General features: G+C 74.1%; 14 protein-coding genes, 1 tRNA gene and 1 pseudogene. 4 read left to right on the top strand and 12 right to left on the bottom strand.

Going from position 1 to position 14,538, the window contains the following annotated elements; genetic code table 11:
* Nucleotides 1-52: 52 nt before the first annotated feature.
* The 8 genes from Acit_RS04765 to Acit_RS04800 all read right to left on the bottom strand — a co-directional run bounded on the left by Acit_RS04765 (nt 53) and on the right by Acit_RS04800 (nt 7,274).
* Nucleotides 53-1,291 carry an alkyl sulfatase dimerization domain-containing protein gene (locus Acit_RS04765; protein ID WP_376746009.1) on the bottom strand — a complete coding sequence of 413 codons (1,239 nt, stop codon included), beginning with the start codon at nt 1,289-1,291 and terminating at the stop codon, nt 53-55.
* The gene (locus Acit_RS04770) at nt 1,179-2,090 is read right to left on the bottom strand and encodes a TetR/AcrR family transcriptional regulator (RefSeq protein WP_248106268.1); all 912 of its coding nucleotides are present in this window, start codon (nt 2,088-2,090) and stop codon (nt 1,179-1,181) included. The genes Acit_RS04765 and Acit_RS04770 overlap by 113 nt, the downstream gene beginning before the upstream one ends.
* A 142-nt stretch (nt 2,091-2,232) precedes the next feature.
* On the bottom strand, nt 2,233-3,354 hold the full coding sequence (locus Acit_RS04775; protein ID WP_248106270.1) for a Fic family protein: 1,122 nt from the start codon (nt 3,352-3,354) through the stop codon (nt 2,233-2,235).
* A gap of 170 nt (nt 3,355-3,524) precedes the next feature.
* Nucleotides 3,525-3,602 (bottom strand) — tRNA-Pro (locus tag Acit_RS04780).
* A gap of 175 nt (nt 3,603-3,777) precedes the next feature.
* Nucleotides 3,778-4,674 (bottom strand): hemolysin family protein, encoded by an 897-nt coding sequence (locus Acit_RS04785; RefSeq protein WP_248106272.1) that lies wholly within the window; start codon nt 4,672-4,674, stop codon nt 3,778-3,780.
* A 14-nt stretch (nt 4,675-4,688) separates the two neighbouring features.
* Nucleotides 4,689-5,135: a response regulator gene (locus Acit_RS04790; protein WP_248106275.1), complete on the bottom strand. Its 447-nt coding sequence runs from the start codon at nt 5,133-5,135 to the stop codon at nt 4,689-4,691.
* A 10-nt stretch (nt 5,136-5,145) separates the two neighbouring features.
* Nucleotides 5,146-6,255: an ArsA family ATPase gene (locus tag Acit_RS04795; protein ID WP_248106277.1), complete on the bottom strand. Its 1,110-nt coding sequence runs from the start codon at nt 6,253-6,255 to the stop codon at nt 5,146-5,148.
* Nucleotides 6,252-7,274: an ArsA family ATPase gene (locus tag Acit_RS04800; RefSeq protein WP_248106279.1), complete on the bottom strand. Its 1,023-nt coding sequence runs from the start codon at nt 7,272-7,274 to the stop codon at nt 6,252-6,254. Before Acit_RS04800 ends, Acit_RS04795 begins: the two co-directional genes overlap by 4 nt.
* 118 nt (nt 7,275-7,392) lie before the next feature.
* Here Acit_RS04800 and Acit_RS04805 point away from each other — a divergent pair, with 118 nt between their 5' ends.
* The gene (locus tag Acit_RS04805) at nt 7,393-7,650 is read left to right on the top strand and encodes a WhiB family transcriptional regulator (RefSeq protein ID WP_248106282.1); all 258 of its coding nucleotides are present in this window, start codon (nt 7,393-7,395) and stop codon (nt 7,648-7,650) included.
* On the opposite strand, the gene Acit_RS04810 is transcribed toward Acit_RS04805, so the two are convergent.
* Both Acit_RS04810 and Acit_RS04815 read right to left on the bottom strand, forming a co-directional pair.
* Nucleotides 7,631-8,539 (bottom strand): DUF929 family protein, encoded by a 909-nt coding sequence (locus tag Acit_RS04810; protein WP_248106284.1) that lies wholly within the window; start codon nt 8,537-8,539, stop codon nt 7,631-7,633. The two genes, Acit_RS04805 and Acit_RS04810, sit on opposite strands and share 20 nt — an antisense overlap.
* Nucleotides 8,523-9,755 (bottom strand): P-loop NTPase, encoded by a 1,233-nt coding sequence (locus tag Acit_RS04815; protein ID WP_312709655.1) that lies wholly within the window; start codon nt 9,753-9,755, stop codon nt 8,523-8,525. Before Acit_RS04815 ends, Acit_RS04810 begins: the two co-directional genes overlap by 17 nt.
* A gap of 202 nt (nt 9,756-9,957) precedes the next feature.
* Here Acit_RS04815 and Acit_RS04825 point away from each other — a divergent pair.
* The 3 genes and pseudogenes from Acit_RS04825 to Acit_RS04835 all read left to right on the top strand — a co-directional run bounded on the left by Acit_RS04825 (nt 9,958) and on the right by Acit_RS04835 (nt 12,377).
* Nucleotides 9,958-10,285: pseudogene (locus Acit_RS04825) on the top strand (HesB/IscA family protein).
* Between the two features lie 31 nt (nt 10,286-10,316).
* The gene (locus Acit_RS04830) at nt 10,317-11,990 is read left to right on the top strand and encodes a 2Fe-2S iron-sulfur cluster-binding protein (RefSeq protein ID WP_248106292.1); all 1,674 of its coding nucleotides are present in this window, start codon (nt 10,317-10,319) and stop codon (nt 11,988-11,990) included.
* A gap of 3 nt (nt 11,991-11,993) precedes the next feature.
* On the top strand, nt 11,994-12,377 hold the full coding sequence (locus Acit_RS04835; protein ID WP_248106297.1) for a RidA family protein: 384 nt from the start codon (nt 11,994-11,996) through the stop codon (nt 12,375-12,377).
* Here Acit_RS04835 and Acit_RS04840 read toward each other — a convergent pair.
* On the bottom strand, nt 12,350-13,054 hold the full coding sequence (locus Acit_RS04840; RefSeq protein ID WP_248106298.1) for a response regulator transcription factor: 705 nt from the start codon (nt 13,052-13,054) through the stop codon (nt 12,350-12,352). The genes Acit_RS04835 and Acit_RS04840 overlap by 28 nt on opposite strands.
* Nucleotides 13,051-14,433 carry a glutamine synthetase family protein gene (locus Acit_RS04845; RefSeq protein ID WP_248106305.1) on the bottom strand — a complete coding sequence of 461 codons (1,383 nt, stop codon included), beginning with the start codon at nt 14,431-14,433 and terminating at the stop codon, nt 13,051-13,053. The genes Acit_RS04840 and Acit_RS04845 overlap by 4 nt, the downstream gene beginning before the upstream one ends.
* Nucleotides 14,434-14,538: the final 105 nt, after the last annotated feature.

A 14,538-nucleotide genomic window follows, 5' to 3' on the forward strand; every position in this document is an offset into this window, starting at 1 on the left:
CCATCGGCTCCCCCCCTCGTGTCCGAACCGGCCGGCGGTTCGTCGGGTTCTCTCAGCTCGGCCCGGCCAGGTCCCGGCGACCCTGCGCGCTGGAGCGGGCGGCGTGCCGGAGGATGTTGCGGGCCATGGAGGAGCGCTGCGCGGCCGCCCAGCGCTCGTAGACCTCGGCCCGAAGCTCGTGGGCCTCGGCGGCGGTCGGCTCGGCGAGGACCGCCATCTCGACCAGGTGGCAGGCCATCTGCGGGTCACCGGCCTCGGCCAGGGCCCGGGCGCGGGCCAGGACCGGTTCCAGCCCCCCGGCGAGGTCCACCCAGACCCGGGCCTGGGCGGCCCGGGGGGCGGGGAGCAGCTGGTCGGGTTCCCCGTCCCACCAGCCGCCGTAGCGGCGCCAGACGCTGCGGACGAGGAACTGGGGGTGGTCGTAGACCGGCTGGAGGTAGGGCCGGTCCCGGAGCCTCGCCGGGACCTCCACCTGGTGGAGGATCTGGTCCAGGCAGGCGCCCTGGTTCATGAGGGCCAGGACGTGGTCCTCGATGGCCTCCAGCAGCTCGGCGGTCTCGAGCAGGGCGGTGGCGATCCGCTCGGCCCCGAACACCGGCAGGCCGTGGCCGGGCACGAGCAGCTCCGCCCCGAGGGCCGCCATCTGGCGCAGGGCGACCGCCCAGTCGCTCAGGTAGCGCTGGACCTTCTGGGGGTTGCCGGCGTTCGGCACCGCCCAGATGAACAGGTCGCCGGGGTGGAGCAGCCGGAGCTCGGGCACCCAGGTCCAGGTGGCGTCGTCGGTCTCCCCCCGGGCGTGGTGCAGCTCGAAGGTCAGCCCGCCGCGCTCGAAGATGAGGGCGTCCTGGTAGAGGACGTCGGGGAAGCGGTAGTCGACCGGCCAGGACAGCTCCTCAGACGGAAGCCCGAACTGGCGCTGGTTGATGGCCGCGTTCCAGCCGGCGGTCCGCTGGTAGCGGGCGAAGTGGGCCGGGACGTCCCGCTGGGCGATCACCCGGGGCGCCGGCCAGCCGCGCTCGCCCGCCTCGGCCTCGAAGGGGGCGGTGCCGAAGACGTGGTCCACGTGGTGGTGGGAGTAGACCGCCTCGGTGAGCGGGCTGGCCGGCCGCCAGCGCCGGACCTGCTGGTAGAGGACCTCCCGGTCGAAGAGCCCCCCGGTGTCCAGCATGACCAGGCCGTCACCGGTGTCGATGGTGGTGGCGCTGGCCACGCTCTTCATGAACAGCACGCCGTCGGCGATCTCCTCGGCCTGGCGCCGCTCGATGGGCCGGACCGGGTGCTCCTCGTGCACCAGGTCGCCCGCCCCCTGCCAGTGCCGCTCGGCCAACTCCCGGATGCTCGCCACTGCTTGTTGCCTCCTCCTCGTCGTGGTCCTCCCCGCTGGCCGGCCGGTTCGGGACGTCCCCGGTCCGGCGCCTGGCGGTGCCGGTGAGGGCCCGGTCCCCGCTGGGGCCGAGCCCCGTTGCCGCCCAGCCACTCGTTTCCCAGCCACTCGGTGCTTCCAGCAGGCCGCAGCACATGGCCACCAGGTCGGCCACGAAGCCCGGCGCCTCCCCCAGGGCCAGGCGGCCCTCGTCCCGGGCTTCCTCGGCGCTGGCCAAGGCGACGAGCACGAACTCCACCATGCGCTCCACCCGATGCTGCCGGGCCGGTTCGGGCAGCTGGCCGAGCCGAGCGGCCAGGGCAACCCAGACCGCCCGGAAGCTGGCCGCACTGAGCGACTCGCGGACCAGGCGCCGGAAGCTCGGGTCGAACGAGGCCTGCAGCAGGAACCGGGCCCAAAAGCTCCGGGGAGCCAGCACCGTCTGCTCCGCCAGGGGCGCCACGAAGGCCTCCACCAGCGCCCGCACGCTCGGCTCCGGGCCCAGGCCAGCGAGCAGCACGAGCCGCCGGTGGTTGATCGGGCCCATGCGGGCCTCCACGACCGCCCGCACCAGCCCGTCCCGGGAGCCGAAGTAGTACTGCACCACCGACTTGTTCCGCTGGCCGGACTCCACCTGCACGTCCCGCAGGCTCGTGCCCCCGATGCCCCGGGTCGCGACCAGCCGCTCGGCCACCGCCAGCAGCTCTTCCCGCACCCCGTCGGCCACCACGCCAGGTTAAGGCAATGACCTTAAACCGTCAAGGGTGGGGTGGGGAGGGTGGGGGGAGGGGGCGGCGTGCAGAAGGGGTGCGGGGGGAGATCAGAAAGGCCTCGAGGCGGCTGGGGGTTGACGATATCGGGCCGGGAGCTCAGCGGTTGCCGATGACGGCGAGCACTTCGGGCGCGACCCAGAGGGTTCGGCCACCCCTACCGACCGTACCAACCTGTTGCAACCATCCGAGCTTCTCGAGACGACGAACGAGGTTGAGTGCGCCAGGTTGGGTGATGCCCAGGTTGTTCTGCACCTGGCGAATGGTAATGAAGGGATTTTGAATGATCATGTCGACGACTTCCGAGGCGCGACTTCTCGACGTGGAGACTTCTCGCCGATAATGCTCCCGAAGGTCAGAGAGACGCTCGGATCGCCATACGGCGTCACTGGCCTGTTCAGCAACCGCCGTGAGGAAGAATTGCAGCCAGTCTTGGAGCTCACCGCGTTCACGGACGGCTTGCAAGCGGTCGTAGTACTGGCTGCGGTGTTTCTCGAAGTAGGCACTGAGATAGAGGAGGGGTTGTGGGAGTACCTGTTGATGGACGAGGTAGAATACAGCGAGAAGTCGGCCAAGTCGTCCGTTGCCGTCCAAGAAAGGGTGGATCGTCTCGAACTGATAGTGAATGAGGGCGCAGCGCACGAGGATCGGGATCGGAGGATCCTCGTTGATGAAGCGCTCAAGATCGTTAAGGAGGGGTCCCATTTCATCAGGTAACGGCGGTACAAATGCTGCGTCGTAGAGAGAGTCCGTCGGTGACCCGATCCAGTTCGGACTCGTCCGGAACTCCCCGGGTTGCCGTTCTTGGCCTCGAACTTCTTTCATCAGGATGCCGTGAACTTCTCGTAGAAGTCTGAGGCACAAAGGAACTTTTTCGAGCTGGTTGAGGCCGTGGTGCATGGCTTTGATGTAATTCTGCACTTCGCGCACGTCGCTCCCTCTTGGCACTCGACCGGTGGCGTTCGCTTCGAGGAGGTCATTGAGCGAAGCTTGGGTGCCTTCGATTCGAGAGCTCGCCACTGCTTCTGCTGCCACGTAGGGCTCGACGAGTAGGTGAGGGTTGGGCAGGAGGCGGCCGGCACCAGCAAGGCGTCCAAGGGTGGTGTCGGCTCTCGACAAGGCGAGCACCGTTGTCGGGTTAAGGTCAAGGGTTCTCGGAAGCGGCGAAGGGACGAAGTGAAAGAAGCCGTAGGGACCGGGGGCCTTCACCACCTGGCCCATCGGAGAGTCACGAAACCGCGAGGGATCCACCACCAATCACTATAACGGAATGCGGCAACTCCTTATACCGTGCCCCACCGGTCGCAACGTTCGTTAGAGCGTGACCCGCACCTCTGGCTCGCTGAGGGGCCCAGACGGGCAACAGGGACCGGGACTTCGGCTCTTCCCCCTGGTCGGGCTGGCCGGATTTGAACCGGCGACCTCCACGTCCCGAACGTGGCGCGCTAACCAAACTGCGCTACAGCCCGTCGGCCGCCTGGGCGACCGGGCCCGATGCTACCCGACGCCCAGCGGGCCCAGCCCCAGGCCACGCACGAGCCGGGCCCAGCCGAGCGCCGAGCGCGGTCCAGGACCACGCATCGCGATCGCCCGCTCAAGGAGCAGAGCGCGCCCGCCGAGCTCCCCCCGGCCCGGCGCCGCCCCTCAGGCCTGCTGGGGCTCCTCGGCGTCGGCCGGGGCCGGGGGGAGGCGGCGGAGGACGACCTTGGCGATGCGGCGCTTGTCCATCTCGACCACCCGGAACTCGAAGCCGGCGGCCTCGATGCGCTCGCCCTCCTCGGGGATGTGGCCGGTGACGTCGAAGAGGAACCCGCCGAGGGTGACGTACTCCCCGTCGGGCACGGGCACCCCGAGGCGGTCCCGGAGCTCGTCGACCCCGAGGCCCCCGTCGACCAGCCAGCGGGTCTGGTCGACCCGGATGATCTCGGGCTCCTCGACCCGGTCGAACTCGTCGTGGAGGTCCCCGACGAGGGCGGCCAGGAGGTCCTTGACCGTGAGGACCCCGGCCACCCCCCCGTACTCGTCGACCACCACGGCGAAGCCCCGGCGGTGGTGGCGCATGTCGGCCAGGGCGTCGAGGACGAGGCGCGACTCGGGCACCAGGTAGGGCTGACGGATCCGGCGGGAGATGTCGAGCGGCGAGGGGGCCGCGCCGGCAGGGGCCCTGCCGCCAGGCGTCGTGCCCGAGGGGCCCGGGCCGTTCTGCTCGGCGGTGCCGCCGGGCGGTTCGAGCTGCCAGCCGGCTCGGAACAGGTCCCGGACGGAGAGGACCCCGACGAGGTTGTCGAGGTCCTCGTCGAACACCGGGAAGTTCGACCGGCCGCTCTGCCGGAGGGCCCGGGCCACGGCCTCGGCGGTCACCGGAATGGGCAGCCCGACCACGTCGACCCGGGGGGTCATGACCTCCCGGACCGGGGTGTGGCGCAGGTCCTCCAAGGCGGCCAGGATCCGCTGGGCCTGCTCCTCCCCCTCCGGGCTGGGCCGCCCGGCCCGTTCTGGGGGCGGGTCGGGCTTGGCCGACCGGCCGAGCCGGAGCCGCACGTCGACCCCCGCCGCTAGCCGGTGCGGACGGCCTGGGGCCGGGCCGCTTCGACCACCACGGGGTCCGGCCGCAGGGAGTCGTCCTCGAAGCGGCCCCCCTCGAGGAGCGTGGCCACGGCCCGCCGCAGCCGCAGGGGGTCCAGGGGCTTGAGCAGGAAACCCTCGGCGCCGCAGCGCCGGGCCAGGAAGACGTCGGGCCGGCGGTCCAGGAGCAGGAGGACCGGCACCTCGGGCACCGCCCCGTAGCTGGCCTCGAGCCGCAGGTCCATGCAGACCGCCATGCCCCCCATGGAGCCGATCTGGAGGTCGGCGATCACGAGGTCGGGGTGCTCGGCCCGCACGGTCGGCAGGACGTCGAAGCCCGAGCTGACCTCCAGGAGGGTGGTCTCGGGTCCCCGCAGGACACCGGCCAGCTGTTGGCGCAGGGCCGGCAGGTCGCTGGCCAGCAGGATTCTCGCCACGACCGGCAGGCTAGCGGGCCCCCGGGTCCGGCTCCAACGCCCCGGCGACCTGGGCGAGGCCTGCCAGGTCGTGGACGTCGTCGGGCAGCAGGGGCAGCTGGAGGAGGACGGCGGTGCCGACGTGGCGGGCCAGGGCCTCGGCCACGGCCTCCTGGCGGGCCCGCTGCTCGGCCAGCCGGCGCCAGTTGGCCACCAGGTCGGCCAGGGCGCTGTCGGCCGGGGCCGGGCCGGGATCCGGGCAGGGGAAGGCCGGGACCATGCGGTTCACCACCAGCGCCGCCACCCGGTAGCGCAGCTCGGCCAGGCGCTCGGCGAACCAGCGGGCCTCGGCCACCGCCTCGGCCCGGGGCGCGCTGACCAGGACGAAGGCCGTCGAGGGGTCGGCCAGGGCCTGGGCGGTCTCCTCGGCCCGGCGCCGGAACCCCTCCTCCATCCCCTCGAAGGCCTGGAAGAAGGCCACGGCGTCGTCGACCACCTCGGCCCCCGCCACCTTGGCGATGGTCCGCAGGAGCGCCTGGGAGGCCAGGGACACGGCCCGGAGGTAGGCCCGGGTGGGCATGAGCAGGAGCTGGAAGAGCCGATGCGAGAGGAAGCGGGTCAGGCGACGGGGGGCGTCGAGGAAGTCGATGGCGTTGCGGGTCGGCGGGGTGTCCACCACCACGAGGTCGAACTGGCCGCTCGTGGTCAGCTGGTGGAGCTTCTCCATGGCCATGTACTCCTGGGTGCCCGACAGGGCGCTCGTCAGGTTCCGGTAGATCCGGTTGGCCAGGATCTGCTCGGCCCGCTCGCCGCTCGGGGCGTGGGCCCGGACCAGGTCGTCGAAGGTCCGCTTGGGGTCCAGGACCACGCCGGCCAGGCTCCCCGGCCACTCCCCGGCCACCGGCACCGGGTCGTTCGCCTCCCGGTCGAGCCCCAGGGCGTCGGCCAGGCGTCGGGCCGGGTCGATGGTCACCACGCACACCCGCCGCCCGAGCGTCGCGGCCCGCACCCCCAGGGCGGCCGCCACCGTGGTCTTGCCGACCCCGCCCGAGCCGCAGCACACCACGATGCGGGCCTCTTGGAGCAGCTGGCCGAGCGGCGCCGGGTGGCTCGCTTGCGGGCTCGCCGGGGGGCTGGTCATGCCGAGGATCCGCCGCTCGCCCGGCGGGTCGCGTCCCCGGCACCTACGGGGCTGCCCGGGGACTCGGGCAGGGCCGCCAGCTCCTCGGCGAGGGCCTCGACCAGCTGGCCGAGGGCCTCGGGCCCGATCTGGTCGACCGGCAGCTCGGGCAGCTCCAGGCAGGGCAGGGGCAGCTCCTGGCGGAGCCGGCGCAGCTGGGCGTCCTGGAGCTCGGCCCGGCGGCGCTCGAAGGCGGCCGCCGCCCCGAGGGCCTCGAGCTGGGCGGCCGACAGCGAGCGGCCCGCGGCCGCTGCGGCCTCGGCCGGGTCGACGGCCAGTCCCGGGGGGGCCTGGACGCAGCCGTTCACCACCACCGGGGCCAGGGCCACCCCGACCCGGTCCTCCAGGGCGTAGGCCGCCTCGACCACCTCGTTCACCGGCATCTCCTCGGGCACCGTGACCAGGACCACCTGGCAGCGTCGCGGGTCCGAGAGCAGCTCGACCACCTCGGCCGCCTGGGTCCGCACCGGCCCGCCCCGGGCGGCGTCGAGGAGCCCCTCGGCCGAGGACAGGAAGGTCATGGCGTGACCGGTGGCCGGCGCGTCCACCACCAGCAGGTCGGCCAGGCCCTGGCGCTCGAGCTGCTTCACCTTGCCCAGCACCAGGACGTCGCGGATCCCCGGGATGGCCGTGGCCACGATCTCGAGGGCCCCCGAGGACACCAGCCGGCGGGAGACCCGCTTCAGGCCGTGCTCCACCAGGTACTCCACCAGGGCCTCGTCCGGGGTGATCCGCCGACCCACCACCTCGCCCCCGCCGGGCCCGGCGGCCAGGAGGGGGACCGGCTCGTAGCCGAGGGGATCGGGGTGGCCGAAGCAGCGGGGCAGGCCCGGGCGGCCCTCCAGGTCGACCAGCACCACCCGGGCCCCGGTTTCGGCGGCCAGGCGAGCCAAGGTGGCGGCCACCGTGGTCTTGCCGACCCCGCCCTTGCCGGCCACCACCAGCACCCGGCTCTGCCCGACGAACTCGGCGACGTCCATGCCGTCCCGAGCGTAACCGGCGGCCCACACGCCCGCCCGGATCGGAGGAATCCCAGATCAGACCCCTTGTCGAAGGAACGGCCGACGAGTACCGTCGAAGACGGGAGGGGGACTGACCGTGAGATCGATCGTCGAAGGATGGCAGGCCCGAGCGGCCTGCCGGGGGCCCCAAGCGTCGGCGTTCTTCCCGCCGTCGACCGCCGAGCGCAAGGAGCAGAAGCTGGCCAGGGAGCAGCGGGCCAAGGCCATCTGCCGGACCTGCGTCGTGCAGCGGGAGTGCCTGGAGTACGCCCTGCGGATCCGGGAGCCCCACGGCATCTGGGGCGGGCTGAACGAGGCCGAGCGCAAGCAGCTGGTCAGCCAGCAGGCAGGCTGAGGGCGCCGCTGCTCGTCAGCCGGGCCCGGCCCTGGCGCACCGCCGGGCTCGTGCAGAGGGCGCCGGGGCGTCCCCCGGTGACCTCGCAGAGCACGGCGGTCAGCTCGTTCGCCGCCCCGTCGACCGCCTGGGCGACCGGGCTGGTCGGGTCGGTGAGGTCCCGGGCGACCGTGGAGGCGCTGAGCCCGCTCAGGAGCCCGGGGGAGAACTGGGCGCCGATCACGAGGGCCCGGCCGGCCAGGTCCACCACCGGCAGGCTCCCGGCCACCGCCGTGGAGGGCGGTCGGTCCAGCCGGGAGAGGAGGGCCCGGTCGGCTGGAGGCACCCGCTCGAGGGCCTGGAAGCTGTCCTGGCCGGGGTCGGTGCTGGCGCTGTAGGTCTCGATCGCCGAGAAGGCCAGGTAGGGGCTCTGGTAGGTGGCGCCGCGGAAGCTGAAGGAGGGCACGCTCGGGAACACCTCGCCGGTGGCCGAGCTGGCCTGCCCGAGGTGCTCGAAGCGGCCGAAGCGGCTCAGGGCCACGACGAGGGGCCAGCGCTCCGCGGCGCAGAAGGGGCAGAACTCGGCTCCGACGTAGAGGACCTCGGGCAGGGACCCTCGGAGCAGCGTGGTCTGGGCGCCGAGGCGCTGGGGCGGGGTCACGAGGGGCGCCCCGGGGGCGCCCACCTCGTCGAGGACGCTGCCTGGCACGCCCGTCGCGCTGGTCACCAGGCTGGCGGGGGCCAGGGGGGTGGGCGGCGGTCCGCTCGCGTGGTGGGTGGTCGTGAGGCGCACCACCAGAAGGCTGAGGGCCACGAGGAGGACCACCACCACGAGGGCCATGGTGGCCAGGGCCAAGGGGACCCGCCGGGGGTGCCGGGCCGGGGCGGTGGCCTCAGCCTCGGGCGACACCGGCGACGGCCCGCTCGACGGCGTCCAGGAGGCGACCGGCGCAGCTGGCGGCCTCGGCCGCCTGGGGGTCGTCCCGCAGCCGCTCGGCGATGCCCCGCAGCGCCGTGCCCGCGGGGCCCGGTCCCAAGACGGCCAGCTCGCCCCGGTCCCCGCCGACGGCCACCGCCGGGTCGAAGGGTACGCTGCCCAGGAGGGGCACGCCGAGGGCGTCAGCCAGGCGCTCGCCTCCACCCTCTCCGAAGAGCGGGTAGCTGCTGCCGTGCTCGCACACGAAGCCGGCCATGTTCTCGATCACCCCGCTCACCCGCAGGTGGTGCCGCCGGGCCAGGTCGGCCGCCCGGGCCGCCACCTGCTGGGCAGCCAGCGGCGGGGTGGTGACCACCAGGACCTCGCTGCGGGGCAGGAGCCGGGCCAGGGCCATGGGCACGTCGCCGGTCCCCGGCGGGGCGTCGATCACGAGCAGGTCCACGCCGTCCCAGGCCACGTCCTCCAGGAACTGCTGCACCGCCCGGCTGAGCTTCAGGCCCCGCCAGAGCACCGCCGTGTCCTCCTCGGCCAGGAAGCCCATCGAGACCACCCGGAGCTCCCCGTCCCCCACGGCCAGCCGCCGGGGCTGGATCTTGCCCCCGGCCGCCTCGAGCCGCCCGTCCATGCCCAGCAGCCGGGGGACCGAGAAGCCCCAGATGTCGGCGTCCAGCAGCCCGACCACCTGGCCCGGGCGCGCCAGGGCGGCAGCGAGGTTGACCGCCACCGAGGACTTGCCCACCCCGCCCTTGCCCGAGGTCACCAGCAGCACCCGGGCCCGTGCCGGCAGGCTGGTCGCCGGGGCCCGCTCCTGGGCCCGGCGCCGGGCCGTGGCCATGAGGGCCCGGCGCTCCTCGGCGTCGAGCAGGCCGAACCGGACCGTTACCTGCTCCACGCCCGGGACCTGGCGGACCGCCGCCTCTACGTCGGCCCGCAGTCGGGTCCGGAGCGGGCAGCCCTGCATGGTCAAGGCGACCTCGACGGTCACCGAGGAGCCCTCGACCGCCACCTCCCGGATCATGCCCAGCTCGACCAGGCCGGCCCCGAGCTCGGGGTCCTGGACCCCGGCGAGGGCCTGGCGGATCGTCGCCGCGTCGAGGACCGGGCCGGCGCCACCGGCCCCGTGGCCGTCTCGCGGACGGCCTGCTGGGTCGGTCCTCGCAGGTTCCGGGCCCGACACGGCTTTCTCCACGGCCCCAGCCTACCGGCCGGTCGGCGGGGGCCCGGGGTGGGTCATCGGCCCGAGCGGGGAGCGGCCGGTAGGCTGCGGCCAGTAGGATTCGGCCAGTGGCTCGGGCGGGTGCCCGGGCAGCGGCCGGCTGCGGCCCCCCTGGCCGAGGCTGGGCCCGGCCCGCGGGACCGTCCAGGGAAGGAGGCCTGGAGTGACGACGACGATGACCCCGGTCCGGATCGGTCGTCGACCGGACCCCATCACGCTGACCGACGCTGCGGTCGCCAAGGTGGCCGACCTGCTCGCCCAGGAGGGCGACGAGCAGCTCGTCCTGCGGGTCGCCGTCCGACCCGGGGGCTGCTCGGGCTACAGCTACGAGATGTTCTTCGACAGCGAGGTGGCCGAGGACGACATCGTGCGGACCCAGGGCAGCGTCCGGGTGGCCGTCGACCTCGACCCTGGACTACACCGACGGGCTGCAGGGGGCGGGCTTCCACATCTCGAACCCCAACGCCACCCGCACCTGCGGCTGCGGCTCCTCCTTCAGCTGAGCCCCCCGAGGGTCCCGGGCCGGCTCCTGTCGTGGTCGACGTCCCGGCCGGCACGTTGACCCTGGAGGTCGACGGCCAGGTCGTCCAGGTCCCCGACGATGGCAGCTCGCTGCTGGAGGTCCTCCGGCAGCGGCTGGGCGCCAGGAGCCCGAAGGACGGCTGCAGCCCCCAGGGCCAGTGCGGCTGCTGCACCGTCTGGGTCGACGGGCAGCCCCGGGTGGCCTGCGTGACCGCCGCCCGCCGGGTGGCCGGCCGCCGGGTGACCACCCTGGCCGGCGTGCCCGACGCGCAGCGGGCCCGCTGGGTCCAGGCCTTCGTGGACCGGGGGGCGAGCCAGTGCGGCTTCTGCACCCCCGGGATCCTCATGCGGCTCATGGCCCTCGAGCGGCTCCCCGGGCCGGTGGGCCCCGAGCGGGTCGAGCAGGCCCTGGCCGCCCACCTCTGCCGCTGCACCGGCTGGCGGAGCATCGTGGCCGCTGCCCTGGACGTCCTCGAGGGGGCGACCGCCGCGGGGGCCACCCGGGATCTCGGGGCGGCCGCTCGCCGGGCCGCCCTGGAGGGCCAGGCGTCCCAGGTGGTCGGGCCAGCGGTGGTGCGGGGCGAGGCCGGCTTCGCCGACGACCGGGCCCCGGCCGAGGCCCTCGTGGCGCTGCCCCGGGCCGAGGGGGACTGGCGGGACCCCGACCAGTGGGTCGTCGCCGAGACCCTCGCCGAGGCCCGGCGCTTGGCCGGCCACCGGCCCGGCCGGAGCAGCACCCTGCCGGTGCGGCCACCCCTGGCCCTTCCCCCCGGCGACTGGGCGCTTCGCCTCCAGACGAGCTTCGTCGACCCCGCCTACCTCGAGCCGGACTGCTCCTGGTGCGAGCCCGGGGGGGACCCGGCCGACCCGCTGGCCAACGGGGGGGCCTTCGGGGGCAAGGCCCACTCGCCGGTCCGCGACGTGGCCAGGCTCCTGGCCGAGCGGGCGGGCCGGCCGGTCAAGGCCGTGGCCACTCGGGAGGACCTGGCCCGGCGGGGGCCGAAGCGGCCGCCGGTGGCCCTCGGGGTGGACCGGCAGGGTCGGGGACGGGTCCGGGTCGCCCGGACGCCGGGCGCCGAGCTGGCCGGCTGGGCCGAGGCGTTTCGCTCGGCTGGGCTGGCCTGGGAGATCGAGGAGGTCGAGGTGCCCGGCCCGCCGGTGGCCGCGGCCCTCCGGGCGGCCGGCTGGGCCGAGGCGGCCGTGGTCGGCGCGGTCCTCGCCGCTCTCGACCGCGGCCAGTGTCCCGGCGCCAGCGAGGCGGTCACCGAGGTCCGGACCCCCGAGGGGGCCGTCGCCCAGGTCCGCCTCGTGGCCCCCCAGGGTCCGGCGGAGCGGGAGACCGTCGAGGTGACGGTGCAGGCCGGCGAGGTGCTCGACGAGACCACCCTGCGCTCCTACTGCCTCGGGGCGGTCCACCAGGGCCTGGGCTGGGTCCGACGGGAGGGCCTGGCGGTCGACGAGGCTGGGGAGGTCCACGACCTGACCGTCCGGTCCTTCGGGGTGCTGCCCGCCCGGGCCACTCCCGAGGTCCGCGTGACCCTGGCCCCGCCGGTCGGCCCGCCCCGGGCGGCGAGCGACGCCGTGCTGGCCGCCACCGCGGCGGCCGCCTGGCTGGTCGCCGGGCTGCCCCCGGCCTGGCCGATCGAGCGGGTCCCGAACGCCGATCCCGTCGAAGGAGGTCGTTAACCGATGCCTGCCCCCGTCGGTCCCTACTCCCCCCTGGTGCTGGCCGGGCCCCTGGCGGTCTGCTCCGGGCAGCTGGGCCTGCGGCCAGGGGCCAGCGGCCCGGAGCTCGTGCCCGGGGGGACCGGCCCCGAGGCCACCCAGGCCCTGGCGAACGTGGCCGAGGTGCTGGCCGAGGCCGGCCTGGGCTGGGAGGACGTGGTGAAGGTCACGGTCTTCCTGACCGACATGGCCGACTACCAGGAGCTGAACCGCCGCTACGCCGAGGCCCTGGGCTCGGCCCGGCCGGCCCGGACGGTGGTGGCCGTGGCCGGCCTGCCCCTCGGGGCGAAGGTCGAGGTGGAGGTCTGGGCCCGGCTGCCTCAGGACCCGGCCGACCCGAAGCGGTAGCCGACGGAGCGGACCGTCTCGATCAGGTGGGCGTGCTCCTCGCCCAGCTTGGCCCGCAGGCGCCGGACGTGGACGTCGACGGTCCTGGCCCCGCCGTAGTACTCGTAGCCCCAAACCCGGCTGAGGAGGGTCTCCCGGGTGAACACCTTGCCGGGCCGGGCGGCGAGGAAGCGGAGCAGCTGGTACTCCATGTAGGTGAGGTCCAGGGGCCGGCCGGCCACCGCGGCCTGGTAGGTCTCGAGGTCGATGACCAAGGGCCCGTACTCGATGACCTGGGCCCGGGGCTCCCGCCCGGAGCGGGCCAGGAGCCGGCGGAGGCGGGCGGCGACCTCAAGGGGGTGGGCGGGCAGGACGGCGAAGTCGTCGTAGAGCTCCTCCCGGCCGTGCAGGTCGGCCAGCTGCTCCAGCCGGACCACGAGCAGGAGGGGCCGTAGGGGCACCTCCTTGGTCCGCAGGGCCTGGCAGAGCCGGAACCCGTCGCCCGGCTCGTCCACCACGCTGACGAGCGCAGCCGCCCAGCCGTCGTCGGGCTCGGCCGCCGTGGCCGCCTTGGCGTCCCCGACCGGGGCCAGGCGGTACCCGGCCCGCTCCACGGCCACGGCGAGCTCGGGCGGGAACGGGTCGGGGAAGCCCAGGACGGTGCCCGGGCCGACCGCCTGGGGCCCCGGGGCGCTCACAGCACCGGCAGGTAGCGGTCCAGCTCGAACTGGCTCACGTGGGTCTTGTAGGCGGCCCACTCGGCCCGCTTGTTGCGGACGAACCACTCGAAGACGTGCTCCCCGAGGGTCTCGGCCACGAGCTCGGAGCGCTCCATGGCGCTGACCGCCTCCTGGAGGCTGGTCGGCAGCGGTGCCACCCCCTCGGCGGCCAGCTCCTCGGGGGTCAGCTCGTAGAGGTTCGTGGTGGCCTCGGGGGGCAGGGGGTAGTCGCCCTCGACGCCGGCCATGCCGGCGGCCAGGATGACGGCGAAGGCCAGGTAGGGGTTGCAGGCCGAGTCCGGGGCCCGGTACTCGACCCGGGTGGACTCCAGCTTGCCTCGCTTGACCACCGGCACCCGGACCAGGGCCGAGCGGTTGTTGCGGGCCCAGGAGACGTAGACCGGGGCCTCGTAGCCCGGCACGAGGCGCTTGTAGCTGTTCACCCACTGGTTGGTCACCGCGGTGATCTCGGGGGCGTGGTGGAGCAGGCCGGCCACGAAGTGCCGGGCCACGGCCGAGAGTCCCGTCGGGTCGGCCGGGTCGGCGAAGGCGTTCGTCTCCCCGGCGAAGAGCGAGAGGTGGGTGTGCATGCCCGAACCCTGGACCCCGGCCAGGGGCTTGGGCATGAAGCTGGCGTGGACCCCCTGGCGGCGGGCGATCTCCTTCACCACCAGTCGGGTGGTCATGACCGTGTCGGCCATGGTCAGGGCGTCGGTGTAGCGCAGGTCGATCTCGTGCTGGGAGGGGGCGTCCTCGTGCTGGGCGTGCTCCACCGGGATGCCCATCTCCTCGAGGGTCAGCACGCTGGCCCGCCGGAGCTGCTCGGCCTGGTCCCCGGGGGTCAGCTCGAAGTAGCTGCCACTGTCGAGGCCCCGGGGCGGCCGGCGGGGGTCGGCGTCGGCGAAGTAGAAGTACTCGATCTCCGGGGCGGTGAAGAAGGTGAAGCCGGCGGCCCGGGCTCGGGCCAGGGCCCGGCGCAGGACATGGCGGGGACAGCCCTCGAAGGGGCTGCCGTCGAGGTTGCAGAGGTCGCAGAAGACCCGGGCCACCGGGACCTCGGGGCTCTGCCAGGGCAGGAGCTGGAAGGTGGTGGGGTCCGGCCAGGCGAGCACGTCGCTCTCCTGGACCCGGCTGAAGCCGTCGATGGCCGAGCCGTCGAAGGTCATGCCCTCCTCCAGGGCGTTCTCCAGCTCGGCCGGGGTGATGCTGAAGGTCTTCGGGGTGCCCAGGACGTCGGTGAACCAGAGCTGGACGAAGCGGATCCCCCGCTCCTCGACCGTCCTGAGCACGTACTCCGCCTGGGCCCGGTCCGCGCTCCGACCCGGCCCGTCGGTTCTGGCCGTTGCCTCCAAGGTCATCCCGTCTCCTCCTGTCGCCCCGTAGTCTCGCAGCTCCCGGTCCGGCCCCGGGCCCGGTTCACGCGGCGTTCACAGAGCGGTAACGCCCCGGAAACGGGGTCCTGG

This window comes from Aciditerrimonas ferrireducens, assembly GCF_023130475.1.
GTDB lineage: Bacteria > Actinomycetota > Acidimicrobiia > Acidimicrobiales > UBA8190 > Aciditerrimonas > Aciditerrimonas ferrireducens.

Bases quoted from the DNA above. Each gene is read 5' to 3' on its own strand.
- Acit_RS04775 (WP_248106270.1), bottom strand. From the start codon at position 3,354: ATGGGCCAGGTGGTGAAGGCCCCCGGTCCCTACGGCTTCTTTCACTTC.
- Acit_RS04795 (WP_248106277.1), bottom strand. From the start codon at position 6,255: ATGACCAGCCCCCCGGCGAGCCCGCAAGCGAGCCACCCGGCGCCGCTC.
- Acit_RS04800 (WP_248106279.1), bottom strand. From the start codon at position 7,274: ATGGACGTCGCCGAGTTCGTCGGGCAGAGCCGGGTGCTGGTGGTGGCC.
- Acit_RS04835 (WP_248106297.1), top strand. From the start codon at position 11,994: ATGCCTGCCCCCGTCGGTCCCTACTCCCCCCTGGTGCTGGCCGGGCCC.
- Acit_RS04845 (WP_248106305.1), bottom strand. From the start codon at position 14,433: ATGACCTTGGAGGCAACGGCCAGAACCGACGGGCCGGGTCGGAGCGCG.